The sequence below is a fragment of the Streptomyces sp. NBC_00996 genome (assembly GCF_045162675.1).
Classification (GTDB): Bacteria; Actinomycetota; Actinomycetes; order Streptomycetales; family Streptomycetaceae; genus Streptomyces.
The window spans coordinates 4,957,378-4,973,095 of sequence record NZ_CP108723.1 but is presented as its reverse complement, the minus strand read 5'-3'; the positions used below and the strand labels follow the sequence as shown (position 1 = coordinate 4,973,095).

At 71.0% G+C, this 15,718-nt stretch carries 16 protein-coding genes; 9 read left to right on the top strand and 7 right to left on the bottom strand.

Annotation, left to right across the window (positions count from 1 at the left end):
- Positions 1-83: 83 nt before the first annotated feature.
- Entirely contained in the window at positions 84-1,031 is a 948-nt protein-coding gene (murQ, locus tag OG390_RS23335; protein WP_406170736.1) for an N-acetylmuramic acid 6-phosphate etherase, read from the bottom strand.
- A gap of 126 nt (positions 1,032-1,157) precedes the next feature.
- Positions 1,158-2,084 (bottom strand): MurR/RpiR family transcriptional regulator, encoded by a 927-nt coding sequence (locus OG390_RS23330; protein ID WP_406170734.1) that lies wholly within the window; start codon positions 2,082-2,084, stop codon positions 1,158-1,160.
- Positions 2,085-2,139: 55 nt separating this feature from the next.
- On the opposite strand from OG390_RS23330, the gene OG390_RS23325 reads away from it, so the two are divergent.
- The gene (locus OG390_RS23325; RefSeq protein WP_406170733.1) at positions 2,140-2,523 is read left to right on the top strand and encodes a hypothetical protein; all 384 of its coding nucleotides are present in this window, start codon (positions 2,140-2,142) and stop codon (positions 2,521-2,523) included.
- Entirely contained in the window at positions 2,520-2,792 is a 273-nt protein-coding gene (locus OG390_RS23320; RefSeq protein ID WP_406170731.1) for a DUF4031 domain-containing protein, read from the top strand. The genes OG390_RS23325 and OG390_RS23320 overlap by 4 nt, the downstream gene beginning before the upstream one ends.
- 22 nt (positions 2,793-2,814) lie before the next feature.
- Here the strand turns inward: OG390_RS23320 and OG390_RS23315 are convergent, their stop codons facing one another.
- The 3 genes from OG390_RS23315 to OG390_RS23305 form a co-directional block, all read right to left on the bottom strand.
- Positions 2,815-3,894: a GNAT family N-acetyltransferase gene (locus OG390_RS23315; RefSeq protein WP_406177815.1), complete on the bottom strand. Its 1,080-nt coding sequence runs from the start codon at positions 3,892-3,894 to the stop codon at positions 2,815-2,817.
- Between the two features lie 128 nt (positions 3,895-4,022).
- On the bottom strand, positions 4,023-4,151 hold the full coding sequence (locus OG390_RS23310) for a hypothetical protein (protein WP_406170729.1): 129 nt from the start codon (positions 4,149-4,151) through the stop codon (positions 4,023-4,025).
- A gap of 121 nt (positions 4,152-4,272) precedes the next feature.
- The gene (locus tag OG390_RS23305) at positions 4,273-4,917 is read right to left on the bottom strand and encodes a hypothetical protein (RefSeq protein WP_406170727.1); all 645 of its coding nucleotides are present in this window, start codon (positions 4,915-4,917) and stop codon (positions 4,273-4,275) included.
- Positions 4,918-4,964: 47 nt separating this feature from the next.
- Between OG390_RS23305 and OG390_RS23300 the strand changes: the two genes are divergently transcribed.
- The 3 genes from OG390_RS23300 to OG390_RS23290 all read left to right on the top strand — a co-directional run bounded on the left by OG390_RS23300 (position 4,965) and on the right by OG390_RS23290 (position 8,381).
- Positions 4,965-5,639: a maleylpyruvate isomerase family mycothiol-dependent enzyme gene (locus OG390_RS23300; RefSeq protein ID WP_406170725.1), complete on the top strand. Its 675-nt coding sequence runs from the start codon at positions 4,965-4,967 to the stop codon at positions 5,637-5,639.
- A gap of 271 nt (positions 5,640-5,910) precedes the next feature.
- Positions 5,911-6,606 (top strand): copper homeostasis protein CutC, encoded by a 696-nt coding sequence (locus OG390_RS23295; protein WP_406170724.1) that lies wholly within the window; start codon positions 5,911-5,913, stop codon positions 6,604-6,606.
- A gap of 560 nt (positions 6,607-7,166) precedes the next feature.
- Entirely contained in the window at positions 7,167-8,381 is a 1,215-nt protein-coding gene (locus OG390_RS23290; RefSeq protein WP_406170722.1) for a trypsin-like serine peptidase, read from the top strand.
- 77 nt (positions 8,382-8,458) lie between these two features.
- Here OG390_RS23290 and OG390_RS23285 read toward each other — a convergent pair whose 3' ends face one another.
- On the bottom strand, positions 8,459-10,510 hold the full coding sequence (locus OG390_RS23285) for a HelD family protein (RefSeq protein ID WP_406170720.1): 2,052 nt from the start codon (positions 10,508-10,510) through the stop codon (positions 8,459-8,461).
- Between the two features lie 342 nt (positions 10,511-10,852).
- Between OG390_RS23285 and OG390_RS23280 the strand changes: the two genes are divergently transcribed.
- Both OG390_RS23280 and OG390_RS23275 read left to right on the top strand, forming a co-directional pair.
- Positions 10,853-11,044, top strand: a complete 192-nt coding sequence (locus OG390_RS23280) for a hypothetical protein (RefSeq protein WP_406170719.1) — start codon at positions 10,853-10,855, stop codon at positions 11,042-11,044.
- Between the two features lie 599 nt (positions 11,045-11,643).
- Positions 11,644-12,774, top strand: a complete 1,131-nt coding sequence (locus OG390_RS23275; protein WP_406177813.1) for a glycosyltransferase 87 family protein — start codon at positions 11,644-11,646, stop codon at positions 12,772-12,774.
- Here the strand turns inward: OG390_RS23275 and OG390_RS23270 are convergent.
- Positions 12,696-14,372, bottom strand: coding sequence for a DNA repair helicase XPB (locus OG390_RS23270; protein WP_406170717.1), 1,677 nt, complete (start codon positions 14,370-14,372; stop codon positions 12,696-12,698). The two genes, OG390_RS23275 and OG390_RS23270, sit on opposite strands and share 79 nt — an antisense overlap.
- Before the next feature lie 27 nt (positions 14,373-14,399).
- On the opposite strand from OG390_RS23270, the gene OG390_RS23265 reads away from it, so the two are divergent.
- Together OG390_RS23265 and OG390_RS23260 are read left to right on the top strand one after the other, a co-directional pair.
- Positions 14,400-14,657: a recombinase family protein gene (locus OG390_RS23265; RefSeq protein WP_406170715.1), complete on the top strand. Its 258-nt coding sequence runs from the start codon at positions 14,400-14,402 to the stop codon at positions 14,655-14,657.
- Between the two features lie 30 nt (positions 14,658-14,687).
- Entirely contained in the window at positions 14,688-15,425 is a 738-nt protein-coding gene (locus tag OG390_RS23260) for a zinc ribbon domain-containing protein (RefSeq protein ID WP_406170713.1), read from the top strand.
- Positions 15,426-15,718: the final 293 nt, after the last annotated feature.

Sequence of the window (15,718 nt, the reverse complement as noted above, 5' to 3'; positions counted from 1 at the left end):
GGGGCCGCGCATGCCCGCGGCTGCGACGGCGGGTGGGCTGCCGCCCCAGGGGCACGCATGCGCACAGTTGTGACGGCGTGCTTTCAGTGGGGCGCTGCCGCCAGTGCCGCTCGCAGGTGGCCCTTGCTCTCGTCCAGGAGGTGGGCCGCCGTGGGACCGTCCACGCCCCCCAGGATGGTCAGGATCGCGTTCTTCACCTCGCCGTCGGTGGCGGTGAGGGCCTGTTCGATTTCCTCGTCCGAGGCGCCGGTGGCGAGGGCGACGATGCGGCGGGAGCGGGCCCGCAGCTTCTCGTTCGAGGCGCGTACGTCGACCATCAGGTTCCCGTAGGTCTTGCCGAGGCGGATCATGGTGATCGTCGAGAGCATGTTGAGGACGAGTTTCTGGGCCGTGCCCGCCTTCAGGCGTGTCGAGCCGGTCAGGAGCTCGGGGCCCACGACGACCTCGAGGCCGTGGTCCGCGGCGGCGGCGAGCGGGCTGTCCGCGTTGCAGGACAGGCCGATCGTCAACGCGCCGCGCGCGCGGGCGTGTTCGACGGCGCCGACGGCGTACGGGGTGCGGCCGGAGGCGGAGATGCCGACGACCGTGTCGTCGGGGGTCAGCCCCAGTCCGGAGAGGTCCTGCGCGGCCAGCTCCTTGGAGTCCTCGGCGCCCTCGATCGAGGTGATCATGGCGGTCGGGCCGCCCGCGATCAGGCCCACGACCTCGGACGGGTCGGTGTTGAAGGTGGGCGGGCACTCGGAGGCGTCCAGGACGCCGAGGCGGCCCGCGGTGCCCGCGCCCGTGTAGATGAGGCGGCCGCCGCGGGACATGCGGTCCGCGATGTCGTCGATGGTGGCGGCGATGAGCGGGAGCTGCGCCGCGACGGCCGTCGGCACGGTCGCGTCCTCGCCGTTCATGATCTTCGCGATCTCCAGGGTGGCCAGCTGGTCGATCTCGGCGAGTTCGGGGCGGAACGCCTCGGTGGTGAGTGTCTCCAACTCGGCCCTCAGGCCGCGGTAGTTGGAGGAGGCGTCGGCGGTTGAAGTCATGGAGGACGGCTCTTTTCCGTGCGGTACGACGACTTTCCGGTGCTGCGAGAAGAAGGGCCCCGTTGGAGAAGAGAAAGAAGAGAAGAAGAGAGGGAGAGAAGAAGAGATGGGCCGGTGGTGCGCGGTCTAGCGGCGTCCCCCGCCGCGCGGCGTGTGGCGGTGTGCCAGGGCCTCGTACGAGGCGGACAGCGCCGGCGCCGCCGTCTCGTACGTCCGCTGGGCCACCCCCACGAACAGACAGTCCACCACCAGCAGCTGGCTCGTGCGCGACGACATCGCCGCCGGGCGCAGCTCGCTCTCGCGGGCCGTCGACGTGGTGAGGATGTGGTCCGCGTACTGCGTGACGGGACCGCCGGGGCGGCCGGTGATCGCCACCGTCGTCGCCCCGTGCTCGAAGGCGACCCGGAGCGGTTCGATGACGTCGCCGGTCGAACCGGAGTGGGTGATGGCTATCGCCACGTCCTTGGCGCGCAGCTGTACCGCGTTGGTGACGGCCAGGTGCGGGTCGCTGTGCGCGTGGGCTATGAGCCCTATGCGCATGAGCTTCTGGAAGAGGTCCTGGGCGACCAGGCCGGACGCGCCGACGCCGTAGATGTCGATGCGGCGGGCCGCGGCGATCGCGGCGACCGCCGCGCCGAGCTGGAGGGTGTCGAGCCCGGCGGCGGTGTCGGCGAGGGTCTGCTGCTCGTCGTACGCGAGTTTCGCGACGACGTCCGCGATGGGGTCGTCGACCGCGATGTCGGCGGTGACGGCGGGGGCGCGCCCCGACTGCTGCTGGGCGGCCAGTCCGGCGAGCGCCAGGCGCAGATCCCGGTAGCCGGGGTAGCCGAGCAGACGGGCGGTACGGACGACCGTCGCCTCGCTGGTGCCGGTGAGCTCGGCGAGGCCGGTGACCGTGAGGGCCGCGCAGCCGGCCGGGTCGCCGGCGACGGCCTCGGCGACCCGCTGCATGGAGCGGGTCATCGACGGGGCGAGTGTCCGCACCTTGGCCGCGAGGGCGGCGGGGGCGGGCGGCGCCTCTCCCGCGAAAATTTCCTTCACGTCATGGGTCACAGCTGAAAGATATTTTCCGTTGGGGCATACGGTCAAGGGTGCGCACAATGGGTGCATGGACCCCATCAGCCCCCTGGAGCAGGCCTTGCACGCCGCTCGCGCCCTTGTCCTCGCCGATCTCGTCGCGGGTGACGTGGCCGAGGCGGACGTCGTCTCCCTGGTGGAGGAGTCGGTCGTGCAGCGCCGCTGGTGGATCGAGCAGTGGCCGGAGGGCACGGACTACGTCGCCGGGCTGGTCGCCCAGGACGTACAGGACGCGTTGCTGGAGCGGTACGGCCGGTGGCCGCTGTGCCCCGTCTGCGGCTCCGGCGATCCGCACGCCCTCGACGTGGAGCCCGAGTTGGGGCCCGACCCGCACTGGGTGTGCCACAAGGCGGGCGTGAAGGTCGCCTCGGTGGGCTCCCTCGGCTCGGCGACGGGTGGGGCCGCCTCCTCGTGACCGTCTACATCGATCCACCCACCTGGCCGGGGCACGGTCGCATGTGGTCCCATCTGATCAGCGATGTCTCGTACGACGAACTGCACGCGTTCGCCGCGGAGTTGGGTGCGCCGCGGCGTGCCTTCGAGCGGGACCACTACGACATTCCCGCACACCGGTACGACGATGCCGTGCGGGCGGGTGCGGTGCAGGTGAGCAGCCGCGAGGTGGTGCGGCTGCTGTACGGGGCGGGGCTGCGCCGCCGCAAGCGGCCGGGAGACAGCCGCTGAGGCTCGGGGCGAACCCGGGCTGTCAGGTCGCCCGGGCGTACAGCTGGAGTGAGCGGTCCATGCCGTGGAGCTCGTACGCGTAACGTTCCATGTCCTCGCTCACCCGGGTGAAACCGGCGCGCGAAATGACGCGTTGGGAGGGCGTGTTGGTCCGGTCGATGGCGGCGAAGAGGAGCTGGACGTCGTCTCGGGCCAGGGCCCAGGCGGCGAGGGCGCGCAGGGCCTCGGTCGCGTAACCGTTGCCGCGGGCGCTCTCCGCGAGGTCGTAGCCGACCTCGGCCCGGCCTTCCTCGTCGGGCACGCCGTGGAAGCCCATGCCGCCGACCGCGCGCCCGTCCTCCCGGCGGACGAGGACGAACATGCCCCACTCCGGCCGGTGCACCCCGCCCTCGTACGCCTTCACGACCATCCCGGCGGCGTCCCGTGTGCCCTCGAACGGGCCGCCCGCGATCCACTCGAAGCCGCCCGTGCCCCCCGCGCGCAGCTCGGCGGCGGCCGCCGGGGTGACCCCCTGGAGCGTGAGCCGCTCGGACTCGATCACGAGGTTGTTGCTCCAGCGCCACTCGGTGACCGGGGCGCGGCCCGGCAGTTCGCCGCGGCCGGTGGCCCACAGGAGGGTGCGCCAGGGGGAGGGCCCTGGCCGGACCTGGGGAAAGATCCGGGTGAGGACGCCCCCGCAGAGTGCGGCCGGGGGTTCGTAGGCAAGCCCCAGTCCCTCCGCGATGTCATGCGTGTGCAAGAGGACTTCGGCGATGCCCATCGCGGCGAAGCCCTCGCGGTTCGCGCTGCGGAAGGGGTACGGGTGGAAGGCGCGCACCTCGCGCGGCGTCGTGCGGACGGTGGCCGCGAACAGGGCGCCGGTCGTCTCGATCACGTCGATGACGCCCGCGTTGTCGGTGCCGTCCTCCATCACGATCTCGAAGGGCACGTACGCCTCGGTGGCCCGCCCGGCCAGCTGCCCCGCGTACGCGATGAGATCGCTGGAGATGTGCTCGGCCGTCCGCCGGCAACTCCACTCCAGGTGCCCCGCCTTGATGCCTTCCCAGTCACGCCCGGCAGCCGTACGCAGCAGCGCGACGCTCCCCGCGACGGCTTCCGCCACCTGGTCCGCGGCCAGGTGCCCGCCCACTTCCGCACCCATGGCCTCGCCCGGGTCCCGGCTCAAGTCCCGGTTCAAGTCCCCGCTCAAGTCCCCGCCCATGTCTCCCATGCGGGCGAGGATAGGTCGGATCACGCTTCCGTACGTACCGATTTGTTCGCGGCCCCCGCCTTGGGCACGACGGTCACGCCGCGCGAGGACCGCGTACGGCGGTGCAGCCGCAGTGAGACGACGGCCACGCCGATCGCGGACACCGTCATGGCCGCGCCCGCCCAGGCGGTGGAGGCGTACCCGAACCCCGCGTCGATGACCGCACCGCCGACCCAGGGCCCGCCGGTAAGGCGCGCACCGGCTGTCGGGGTGGTGGTCCACCGGGCGATGTCAGTCGGTGAGCAGCTCCAGCTCGGCGCCGATGTTGTACCGCGCGGTGTTCTCCCACAGCGCCGCACCGTGCGGTGTGCGGAACAGGCGGGGCAGGTCGAGGAGTTGACGCAGGATCGCGGCGCGGCCCTCGTGGAACGCGTCGTTCGGGACGAAGGCGTACTCCTGGCGGACTGCGGCGGTGTACGCGGCGTACGCGTTCGGGGACGAGGCCAGGATCGCCAGGTCGGCGTCGCACAGGACCTGGCCGTTGCGGTCGTCGTCGGCAGGGTCGTGGGTGACCGTGAGGCGGACCAGGCGGGCGACCTCCGCGGTCCTCTCCTGGGACACCCCGGCCTCGGGGAGCGCGCGTTCGGCGAGGCGGGCCGAGCGCTCCTCGTTCTCGGAGCGGTCGGGGAAGTACACGGCGTCGTGGAACCAGGCGGCCAGGCGTACGAGGTCCGGGTCGTCCGCGTGTTTCTCCAGTACGTCGATGTGGTCGAGGACCGCCTGGAGGTGCGTGACGGTGTGGTAGTGGCGCTGGGGCTCCTGCCAGCGGGCGAGGAGATGGTCCGCGTACGGAACGGGGTCCGGGCCGCCGCCGGGCGCCCGGGCTCCTTCCAGGGCACGGGTCCAGCGGGTGCGCAGGGCGTCGAGATCGGCCATGCGCCCATTCTCCCGTGCGGAGCCCTCGGCCCCCTAGCGTGGCACCCATGACTACTGCTGACATGCACGACGTACGGGACCCCGAGCTGCCCGGGCGGCTTCTGACGATCGAGCGTGACGCGCTGATACCGCTGCTGCGGGCCCGGCCGGAGGAGGACTTCGCGCTGGCGACCGGCGCGTGTCCGGGGTGGACCGTGCGCGACGTGCTCGCGCACTGTTCGGCCGCGTTGATCCGGGTGGTGGAGGGGCGGTTCGAGAAGGGCGTGTTCTCGCCCGAGTCGAACGACCGGGACATCGCGGAGCGGGCCGCCTGGACGAACGCGTGGGTAGTGGACGAACTGGAGCGCGGGATGACCGAGGCCGGGCCGGTGATCGCCGAGGCGGGTGGTGTGCTCGACCCGATCGCGCTGGGGGAGTGGGTGCATGCCGGGGACGTGCGCGAGGTCTTCGGGGAGCCGGGGGCGTACGCGGGCGACGGGCTGCCGCACGCGCTCGCCCTTCTCGCGCGGGTCACCCGCCACAAGGGGCATCTGCCGCTGCACGCCGACGTCGACGACATGGACGAACCGCTGCGGTTGGGGAGTGTGCCGGGGGAGCGGCCGCCGGCCCGGTACATCGGCAGTGCCGCGACGCTGGTACGGCTGTACGCGGGACGGCCGGTCGACGGCGAGCGGTATGAGCTGGTCGGGGCGGAGAAGAGGGAGCTGAACATCTTCGGCTGACGGGCGGATGAGGGCGGCGGGGTTTTTGCTGCCCCACCCGGAGCGGGCTGGTAGCGCAGTTCCCCGCGCCCCTTCAGGGGTGCGGGGAACTGCGGCGATCTTTTGGCAGGGGTCTGGGGGCGGTGGTTCCCAGGGGCGGGACGGGTAGGGGCGGAGGGGGCGAAATCCACCCACCCGCGCACCGACGCGGCGTGATCTTCTCGCGGCGGCAGCCCCACCCGCGTACTCTGAGATTGGACTAGACCTGTAGCCGCCCAAGGGAAGAGGTCCGATGATCAAGCGCAAGCGCGCAGTCCTGGAGGTGATCGCCCTCGGCGTGGAGGACGCGGTCGCCGCCCAGGCCGGAGGTGCGGACCGGCTGGAGCTGGTCACCGACATGGCCGCCGAAGGGCTCACCCCACCGGTGGAGACCTTCGCCGGTATCCGCGCCGCCGTGGACATCTCGCTGCGCGTGATGCTCCGCCTCGCGGACGGATTCGCCGCGGGAGACGTCGACGCGCTCGTCCGCGTCGCCGGGGAGATGCGCGCCGCGGGGGCGGACGAGTTCGTGCTCGGCTTTCTCGACGAGCACGGCGGCGCGGACCTGGCCGCTGTAGAGCGGCTCGTCGCCGAACTGGACGGCTGCCACTGGACCTTCCACCGCGCGATCGACCGCGCCGCCGACCGCGACGCCGTGCGCAAGCAGCTCGCGGACCTGCCGGGCCTCGACGCCTACCTGACCGCCGGTTCCGCGGCGGGCGTCGACGACGGCCTCCCCACGCTGCTCGCCGAGGCCGCCCGCGGCGGTGAGCCGGGCTACGAACCGCGGATCATGGTCGGCGGCGGTCTGCGCCTCGACCATGTGCCACCCCTGCGCACGGCGGGCATCGACGCCTTCCACATCGGCGGCGCCGCCCGCCCGGGCGGGTGGACCGCACCGGTGTCGCCGGAGGCCGTCCGGGAGTGGCGGGAGGCGCTGGACGCCTAAGGCCTGTCCGGCGGTTCATGTCGGAGACGCGGGTCCTGGCACGCCCTCCCCCACTCTCGGCTTCGCTCGAGCGGGAGGTGCCCCCACCGGCGTTGTCGTCGGTTGCCGACTCCCCCACGCTCGGCTTCGCTCGCGCGGGGGACCCCTATCGCGTCGTCGCCCTCCTCCGCCTTGCGGCCGGACGCACCAGGACCCGCTCACCCGCGCTGATGAGGAGCCGCAGGTCCCCTCCGACCTGATCCGCCGGACAGGCCCCAGGGACGCGGCGCCACGCGGCCTTCGCCCCAGAACCCGTTCACCGCTGCACCCCGCCCCCACCCGGTCTCGCCCACCCCTGACCCAAGGTCACGGATCGGTATCCGAGCGGTAGTTGTTGTGTGCTGACCGCCCTCCCGCGATCTCTCCCCGGCTCGGTGCGTGCATAGTAAAGACGCCCTGGATCGGCCAGGGCATGACAAGCCGTGTCACGTCATGGCATGTCAAGCCACTACGCACGCGCGCCGTGGGAAGTGACACGCGCGCGAAGCACGAAGCACGCAGCAACAGGGGGACAAGGCTCCATGCCATCCATACGCAGCCGCTCGCTCGCGGCCGCCGCAGCCGTGATCGCGGCCGTCATGGTCACCACCACGGCCTGTGACAGCAAGAAGGACGACGGGGCCGCCGCCCAGCCCTCGTCGTCCACGCAGGCGGGCAAGAACGTCGACACCGGCCAGGACGACGACGGCTCCACCTCGCTCGGCGGCTACAAGCTGCCCGTCGGCATTCCCACCGATCTCAGCGGCGCCGCCCTGGAGAAGTGGAAGAACGGGGGGTGGAAGGACTACAGCAACTGGGCATCCAAGGCCGAGGACTTCGCCAACCCGTACATCAAGGACTTCTGGACGCCGGAGAAGATGGCCGCGGCCAAGTCCAGCATTCCGGTCGCGCAGGCGGGCAGCACCAGCTCCGGTTCGGGCAACGGTGCCACCTCGTACCTGCCCGACGGGACGGTGAAGCGGAAGACGGCCACGAAGGTCAAGGCGACCTACCACCACTACGCGGCCCCGGTGGGCAAGCTGTTCTTCTCCTCGCCCGAGGGCGCCATGGTCTGCTCCGCCGCGGTCGTCACCGACCCGGCGCACCCGGGCAAGTCCAACATGGTGTGGACCGCGGGCCACTGCGTGCACGCGGGCAAGGGCGGCGGCTGGTACCGCAACATCGCCTTCGTCCCCTCGTACAACAACGGCGCGAGGCTGAGCAACCGGCAGATCACCGACCCGCGTGCCAAGTCCGTCTCCCCGTACGGCATTTGGTGGGCCGACTGGGCCACCACGTCGTCCCAGTGGATCAAGGGTGGCGGCCACCAGGGCAACGCGGCCTCGGCGTACGACTACGCCGTGCTGCACGTGAAGCCCGAGAGCGGCAAGAAGTCCCTTCAGGAGCGGCTCGGTTCCGCCCTGCCGGTGTGGTTCAACGCCCCGGCGGCCAACAAGGTCAAGAACATGAAGGTCCGCGGCTACCCCGCCGAGGCGCCGTACGACGGCTCGAAGATGTACGACTGCCGCGGCGCCACCAAGCGTTTCGTGCTGGCGAGCAACGCCCCCGCCCAGTTCATGATCGGGTGCACGATGAACGGCGGCGCCTCCGGCGGCCCCTGGTTCCTGACGCACAACGGCCGGACCTACCTGGTCTCGAACAACTCGCTGAGTGACCGCAAGACGTTCATCACCGGGCCGCGCCTCGGCAAGAACGCCAAGCAGGTCTATCTGGCGACCAGCCGCAAGTTCAAGTAACGGCATCCGCAGGATCGTTGGCGGCCTCCGGCGCTCGGCGCCGGGGGCCACTCGCCCGTGCCCGCGTGGTCACGGCATTAGGCCAGTTGTGCCGGTAGCGGCGCCGCGTGCGTGACGATCAGGCCGGAGACCGCTCGGGTCAGGGCCACGTACAGGCGGCGCAGGCCGGTCCGCTCGTCCGGCTCGCCGTCGACGACGCCCTGCGGCTCGTCCAGGACCACGTAGTCGTACTCCAGGCCCTTGGCGAGCGAGGCCGGCACCAGGGTCAGACGGGTCTCGGCCGTCGTCTCCTCGCCCGGGCCGAGGTACGTCAGCCCGGCCGCCGTCAGCACCTCGGCGAGAACCGGAACCCGGGCGTCGGCGGCAATGAGCCCGATCGACCCCTCGTTGCGAAGCAACTCCGCGCAGGCGCCGACCACTTCGGAGTCGGCCGTGCTCGGCCGTACCTCGAAGAAGCCCGGGTTCTCCCGCACCGACGCCACCGGCGTCAGCCCGGGCGCGATGTGCGGCAGCAGCCGGGACGCGTACATGATGACATCCGTGGGCACGCGGAAACCCGCCGTCAGCTCCTCCACGACGGCCTCCGCCTTGCCGAGATGGCGCAGCGCCTCGTCCCAGCTCCGGGTGGCCCAAGGAGTCGTGCCCTGCGCGAGATCCCCGAGCACGGTCGCCGAACCGGTCGTGCAGCGCCGCCCCACCGCCCGGTACTGCATCGGCGACAGATCCTGCGCCTCGTCGAGCACCACATGCCCGAGCGAGTGCGTGCGCCGCACCAGATCGGTGGCCTCGTCGATCAACACGGTGTCGGCAGCCGACCACTTGGCAGACTTCACCGAGCGCACCGGCCTCTGCCAGAGGATCTGCTTCTGCTCGTCCTCGTCGAGGACCCCCTGCGCGTGGACGGCGAGGAAGTCCGCGTCGGAGAGCAGCCGCAGGACGAGCTTGGCCGGGTCGACGGGGGGCCAGATGGCCTTGACCGCGGCCTTCACGGCGGTGTTGCGGGCGACGGCGTCCTGCACCCGGTCGTCCGGCGCCTCTCCGGACCGCTCCATCTGGACCAGCACGGCGTGCGCGATGCGCTGCGGAAGGGCCTCACGGGCGGCGCCGTAGCGGATCTCGCGGTCCAGCAACTCCCGTACGATCTCTTCGAGTTCGTGCGCCGCCACGCGCCAGCGCCGCGAACCGCGCACGACGACGACGGGCTCGGTCGGCAGCGTCACATGGGAGCGCACCGCCCGCCGCAGCACCTCCGCCATCCGGGCGTCGCCCTTGATGACGGCGGCGGTCGCTTCGTCGCTCCCGCGCACCTCGACATGCGCGACGAGATCGTCGACCGTCGCCTGCTTGACCTCCAACTCGCCGAGGGCCGGAAGGACTTGCTCGATGTAGTGCAGGAAGGACTTGTTCGGCCCGATGACCAGGGTGCCGGTGCGGGCCAGCCGCTCCCGGTGGGCGTACAGCAGATACGCGACCCGGTGCAGGCCGACGGCGGTCTTCCCGGTGCCGGGGCCACCCTGCACGCACACGGACCCGGCGAGCCCGCTGCGGACGATCTCGTCCTGCTCCGGCTGGATGGTCGCCACGATGTCGCGCATCGGACCGACACGAGGCCGCTCGATCTCCTGCTGGAGCAGCTTGCTGGTGGTCGCCGCCTCGCCCGGGTCCGACAGATGCTCGTCCTCGTACGCCGTGAGGTCACCGCCGGTGTAACCGAAGCGGCGCCTGAGCCCGACGTCCAGCGGGTCCTTCTTCGAGGCCCGGTAGAACGGCTGCGACACCGGCGCGCGCCAGTCGATGACCATCGGGTCGCCCTCGGCGTCGTGCACATGGCGCCGTCCGATGTAGAACCGCTCGCCCGCCGCGCCCTCCGCCTTCTCGGCGCCGGGCGCGTGCAGGTAGTCGAGCCGGCCGAAGAACAGTGGCGTGTGGCTGAGGTCGGCGAGGGCCTTGATGCGCTCGCTGATCTGCCGGTGCAGCACTTCGGCGTTCACCCAGTTCGCGGTGACGTCGCGGATGTCGAGGTTCTCCACGTCCTCGCGCATCGCACGCAGGGCGGCGCGGGACGAGCTGAGGTGGGTCCGCTCACGGGAGAGGGGATCGTCGGACGGGTAGTCGGGCGGGGTGGACACGGGTGTTGCCTCCGGGGATCTGCTGCGGGCGTGATTCCGTCGAGGAGCTGCCGATGGATCTGCGGGGAATCGGTGACGGTGCGTGATTCCTGGATGCCGTCCGGTTTCCGGCCGGGCGGCGGCACTCCGTGAAGGGAGGCGGGCAAGAGCGGAGATTCTAGGTGACCGGAGGATGTGGGGGCCAACGGTTTTTCACCGCCTCGGGGACGCGCCCCCCAAGGCCCTAGGGGTCGGGGTCCGTCGTGAGGCGTACGGCGGGCGGCCCGCAGGTGTACGAGGGGTCCACCGAGGCTCGGTCCGCAGGCCGACGCCATTCGGGGCAATGCGTTCCACCATGGATACATGAGCGCAGCCACTTTCACCCCAGGACCTGTCCACCCCAACCCACCGACCGGCGCGACCGCCGCCACCTCCACCCACCACCGCCACCGCCTCGGCGACGCCCTGCGCGCCGTCAAGGTGTTCGCGGAGGCGGCCTTCGGAGTGGTGGTCCTCGGCGAGTACGGCGAGGAGGCGGGCGTACGACGCCGGTGATGCCCAAGTCAGTGAGCAGTACGCCCGGCCCACGCCAGCGAGCGGTACGCCCGGCTCGCGCCGGTGAGCGGTACCCGGCTCGCGCTGGTGAGCGGTATGCCCGGCACTCACTGAGCGGTACGCCCGGCTCGCGCTGGTGAGCGGTATGCCCGGCACTCACTGAGCGGTACGCCCGGCTCGCGCCGGTGATCGGTACGCCCGGCTCGCGCCGGTGAGCGGTACCCGGCTCGCGCTGGTGAGCGGTATGCCCGGCACCCACTGAGCGGTACGCCCGGCTCGCGCCGGTGATCGGTACGCCCGGCTCGCGCCGGTGAGCGGTACCCGGCTCGCGCTGGTGAGCGGTATGCCCGGCACCCACTGAGCGGTACGCCCGGCTCGCGCCGGTGAGCGGTACGCCCGGCTCGCGCCGGTGAGCGGTACCCGGCTCACGCTGGTGAGCGGTATGCCCGGCACCCACTGAGCGGTACGCCCGGCTCGCGTCACTGACCGGTACGCCCGGCTCGCGCCGGTGAGCCGCACGTCGGGCCGAACGGCTCGGACACTAGGGTCACTCCGTGCCCCGACGGAACGTGATCGCCGCGTCACCCACCGAAGTCGCCCTGCTCGCCTTCTCCTTCGTCGCCTTCTGCGCGCTGTGCGTCGTCACGCACGCCCCCATGGCCGACGCGCTGGTCTACCGGGCCGAGGGCGCGGCCTTGCTGAACGGCACGAATCTCTACGGATTCACCGTCACCGAGTGGCAGCTGCCCGCCACCTACCCGCCCTTCGCGGCGCTCCTCTTCGTGCCGACGGCCTGGCTCCCGCCGGACGTCCTCAAGGTCGCCTTCGTCGCCGGAAACGTGGTCCTGTTGGCCACGCTGGTCCGGCTCTCCTGCCGTCTCGCCGGACTCCCGGGGCGGCTCCCCGCCGTCTGCGCCGCCACCGCCCTGGCCCTCTGGCTCGAACCCGTCTTCCAGACCGTCCTTTTCGGCCAGGTCAACCTTGCCGTCGCCTGCCTGATCCTCTGGGACCTGACCCGGCCGCCGGGCGCGCCCGGCAGGGGAGTCGCTCTCGGCGTCGCGGCGGGCGTGAAGCTCACCCCGGCCCTCTTCATCGCCTATCTGCTGCTCACCGGGCGCGTTCGCGAGGGAGTGACGGCGCTGGCCGCGTGTGCCGGGACCGTACTGGTGGGAGCGCTCGTGCTGCCGTACGCGAGCGTGGATTTCTGGACCCGACGGCTGTATGAGACCCACCGCGTCGGCAAGGCGTGGATCGTGGACAACCAGTCGCTCCAGGGGCTGATCGCGCGTGCGCTGGGGGAGCCGTCGCCGGGCCCGGCGTGGGCGGTGCCGGCGGTGGCCGTTGCCTGCGCGGGCCTCTGGCTGGCCCGCCGCACGGCCACCTGTGACGACCGTCGGGGCATCCTGATCACCGCCTTCACCGCCCTCCTCGTCTGCCCGATCAGCTGGTCGCACCACTGGGTGTGGTGCGTACCGCTGATCGCCGTGCTGGCGGCGGACGGCCGCAGGCGTACGGCGGCGCTGGTGGCGGCGGTCTTCACGGCCCGCACGCTGTGGCTGGTCCCGCACCAGGGCCCGCTGGATCTCCAACTCCCGTGGTGGCAGCAGCCATTGGCGTCACCGTACGCGCTGCTGACGCTGGTCCTGCTGCCTCAGCTGTCGACGTCGTCGTCGACGTCGGCCTTGCCGGCGTCGCCGGCCAGCAACTCGTCCGCGTCGACGATCCGGTAGGCGTACCCCTGTTCCGCCAGGAACCGCTGCCGATGGGCGGCGAAGTCCTGGTCGATGGTGTCGCGGGCGACGACGGAGTAAAAGTGGGCCTGGTGGCCGTCGGCCTTGGGGCGCAGTACCCGGCCCAGCCGCTGTGCCTCCTCCTGCCGCGACCCGAAGGTGCCCGAGACCTGGATGGCGACGGTCGCCTCCGGCAGGTCGATGGAGAAGTTCGCGACCTTGGACACGACCAGGACGCTGATCTCGCCCTCACGGAAGGCGTCGAAGAGCTTCTCGCGCTGCGCGTTGCTGGTCTCGCCCTTGATGACGGGCGCGTTCAAGTGCTCGCCCAGCTCGTCGAGTTGGTCGATGTACTGCCCGATGACGAGGATCTGCTGCCCCGCGAAGCGGCGGACGATCGCCTCGGTGACCTTCCGCTTCGTCTCCGTCGTCGCGCAGTAGCGGTACTTCTCCTCGGTCTCGGCGGTGGCGTACGCGAGCCGCTCGGAGTCGGTCAGATTGACCCGGACCTCGACACAGTCGGCGGGCGCGATGTACCCCTGCGCCTCGATCTCCTTCCAGGGCGCGTCGAACCGCTTGGGCCCGATCAGCGAGAAGACGTCCGACTCGCGCCCGTCCTCGCGCACGAGGGTCGCGGTGAGCCCCAGCCGCCTGCGCGCCTGCAGATCGGCGGTGAACTTGAACACCGGCGCGGGCAGCAGATGCACCTCGTCGTAGACGATGAGCCCCCAATCCCGCGAGTCGAAGAGCTCCAGGTGCGGGTAGACACCCTTCCGCTTGGTCGTCAGCACCTGGTACGTCGCGATGGTGACCGGCCGGATCTCCTTCCTCGTACCGCTGTACTCGCCGATCTCGTCCTCGGTCAGCGAGGTTCGCTTCACCAGCTCGTGCTTCCACTGCCGGGCGGAGACGGTGTTGGTGACGAGGATCAGGGTGGTGGCCTTGGCCTGCGCCATCGAGCCGGCTCCCACGAGCGTCTTGCCGGCACCGCAGGGGAGGACGACGACCCCACTGCCGCCGTGCCAGAAGTTCTCCACGGCCTGCTTCTGATACGGCCGCAGCGCCCACCCGTCCTCCGCCAGCTCGATGGGGTGCGCCTCCCCGTCGACGTAGCCCGCGAGGTCCTCGGCCGGCCAGCCCAGCTTCAGCAGCGTCTGCTTGATCTGCCCGCGCTCGGAAGGGTGCACGGCGACGGAGTCGGGGTCGATCCGCGCCCCGACGAGCGGCGCGATCCGCTTGGATCGCAGGACCTCTTCGAGCACGGGCCGGTCGGTGGTGGTGAGCACCAGCCCATGGGCGGGGTGCTTGCTGAGGGTGAGCCGCCCGTAGCGGTCCATGGTCTCCGCGATGTCGACGAGCAGCGCGTGCGGAACCGGATACCGGCTGAACTCCACGAGCGCGTCCACGACCTGCTCGGCGTCGTGCCCCGCGGCCCGCGCGTTCCACAGGCCCAGCGGCGTCACCCGGTAGGTGTGAATGTGCTCGGGCGCCCGCTCCAGCTCGGCGAACGGCGCGATGGCCCGACGGCAGGCGTCGGCGAGCTCGTGATCGACCTCGAGGAGCAACGTCTTGTCGCTCTGGACGATTAGGCAGGACACACATACCTCCGGAGATAAGGTCGTCTCATGACAGAAACAACGCCTGTCACAGCACGGGCTATGCCCCGTGCCCGACGCCGGAAGGGCGTCCCGGCCAGCGCGCCGGGGATGCGCGCCGCTATCTATATTCGCCTATCGCGCGAAACCGACGAGACGACTTCGCCTGAACGCCAGCGCGCGGCCTGTGAGGCGTTGTGCGAGGCACGCGGCTGGGAGGTCGTAGCCGCCGAGGAAGACATCGTTGTCTCGGGCTTCTCGCGTGGACTCGTCCGGCCGGGACTGTAACGCATCCTGACCAGGCTCGCCGAGCTGGACGTGATCGTGTTCTTCAAGATCGACCGGCTTAGGGAGAAGCGTCGGGAGGGGACATCGCTGCTGCGCGGTGTCCTGCACTGCGGAGTCTGCGGTGAGCGCATGTACACGTTCAGTGGGCGAAATGGCCAGCTTCGGTACCGGTGCATCGGGCCCCTGAAATACCGCCAGCGGGCGGCCAAGGGGGAGGAGGAGCCGGGCGTGAAGTGCTACGGGCCGACCGTGGCGGGAGTGACCACTGAGGAGTACGTCACCGAGCAGTTCCTCGCGAAGTACGGGCACCTTCCCGTGATGCGGATGGTCCAGGAGGTTGGAGAGGACTTCCGTCCCCAGATCCGGCAGGCTGAGGAAGCCTTGGCCGACTTGCAGAAGGACCGCTACGACCGGGGCCTGTTCAAGGGCGACGACGGTGCGGCGCGGTACGCGGAGCAGTACGCCAAGCTGGAGGACCGTGTCGCATCCCTGAAGGAGAAGCAGCGAACGGCGAAGCCCGGCGGTGTGAAGGCGGAGCCGACCGGCGAGACGCACGCCGAGCAATGGAAGCGCTCGGACGTGGCCGGTAAGCGCGACCTCTTGCTGAACGCGGGCGGCTACGTGGAGGTGGCACCCGCGCGGCGTGGCGGCAAGAAGCTGGACACGTCGCGTCTGTCGGTGCACTTCGGCGAGGAGGGGCACATGCGGCGGGCGGCAGCGGTGAAGAAGAGCGGACAGGAGACCGAGGCGGCCGACAGCGAGGGCTGACGCCGACGCCACCGGACACACGCAGGGGCGCCCTCACCGGACGGACGAGGTGGGGGCGCCCCTGCGTGTGTTCAGGTCAGTTGGCGCGCTGGCCGGGGTTGTGTCAGGGGTCGATGACCTTGATAGCGGGGCAGCAATACGACAGCGCGGCGCCATCGCGGGTTATGAACTCAACTGTCTCTGCAACGAGTTCACAGAGGGCATCCCCGTCTGTCTCGGATAGTGCAATCCTCAGCGTTGGGACGGATTCTGCCAAATCCCATGTTTCTTTACTGGACCAAGGCGGCCCGCCT

Excerpts from the sequence above, each read along its gene's own strand:
- murQ (WP_406170736.1), bottom strand. The coding sequence starts at position 1,031 with ATGACTTCAACCGCCGACGCCTCCTCCAACTACCGCGGCCTGAGGGCC.
- OG390_RS23325 (WP_406170733.1), top strand. The coding sequence starts at position 2,140 with ATGGACCCCATCAGCCCCCTGGAGCAGGCCTTGCACGCCGCTCGCGCC.
- OG390_RS23310 (WP_406170729.1), bottom strand. The coding sequence starts at position 4,151 with ATGACGGTGTCCGCGATCGGCGTGGCCGTCGTCTCACTGCGGCTGCAC.
- OG390_RS23305 (WP_406170727.1), bottom strand. The coding sequence starts at position 4,917 with ATGGCCGATCTCGACGCCCTGCGCACCCGCTGGACCCGTGCCCTGGAA.
- OG390_RS23300 (WP_406170725.1), top strand. The coding sequence starts at position 4,965 with ATGACTACTGCTGACATGCACGACGTACGGGACCCCGAGCTGCCCGGG.
- OG390_RS23295 (WP_406170724.1), top strand. The coding sequence starts at position 5,911 with ATGATCAAGCGCAAGCGCGCAGTCCTGGAGGTGATCGCCCTCGGCGTG.
- OG390_RS23290 (WP_406170722.1), top strand. The coding sequence starts at position 7,167 with ATGCCATCCATACGCAGCCGCTCGCTCGCGGCCGCCGCAGCCGTGATC.
- OG390_RS23280 (WP_406170719.1), top strand. The coding sequence starts at position 10,853 with ATGAGCGCAGCCACTTTCACCCCAGGACCTGTCCACCCCAACCCACCG.
- OG390_RS23265 (WP_406170715.1), top strand. The coding sequence starts at position 14,400 with ATGACAGAAACAACGCCTGTCACAGCACGGGCTATGCCCCGTGCCCGA.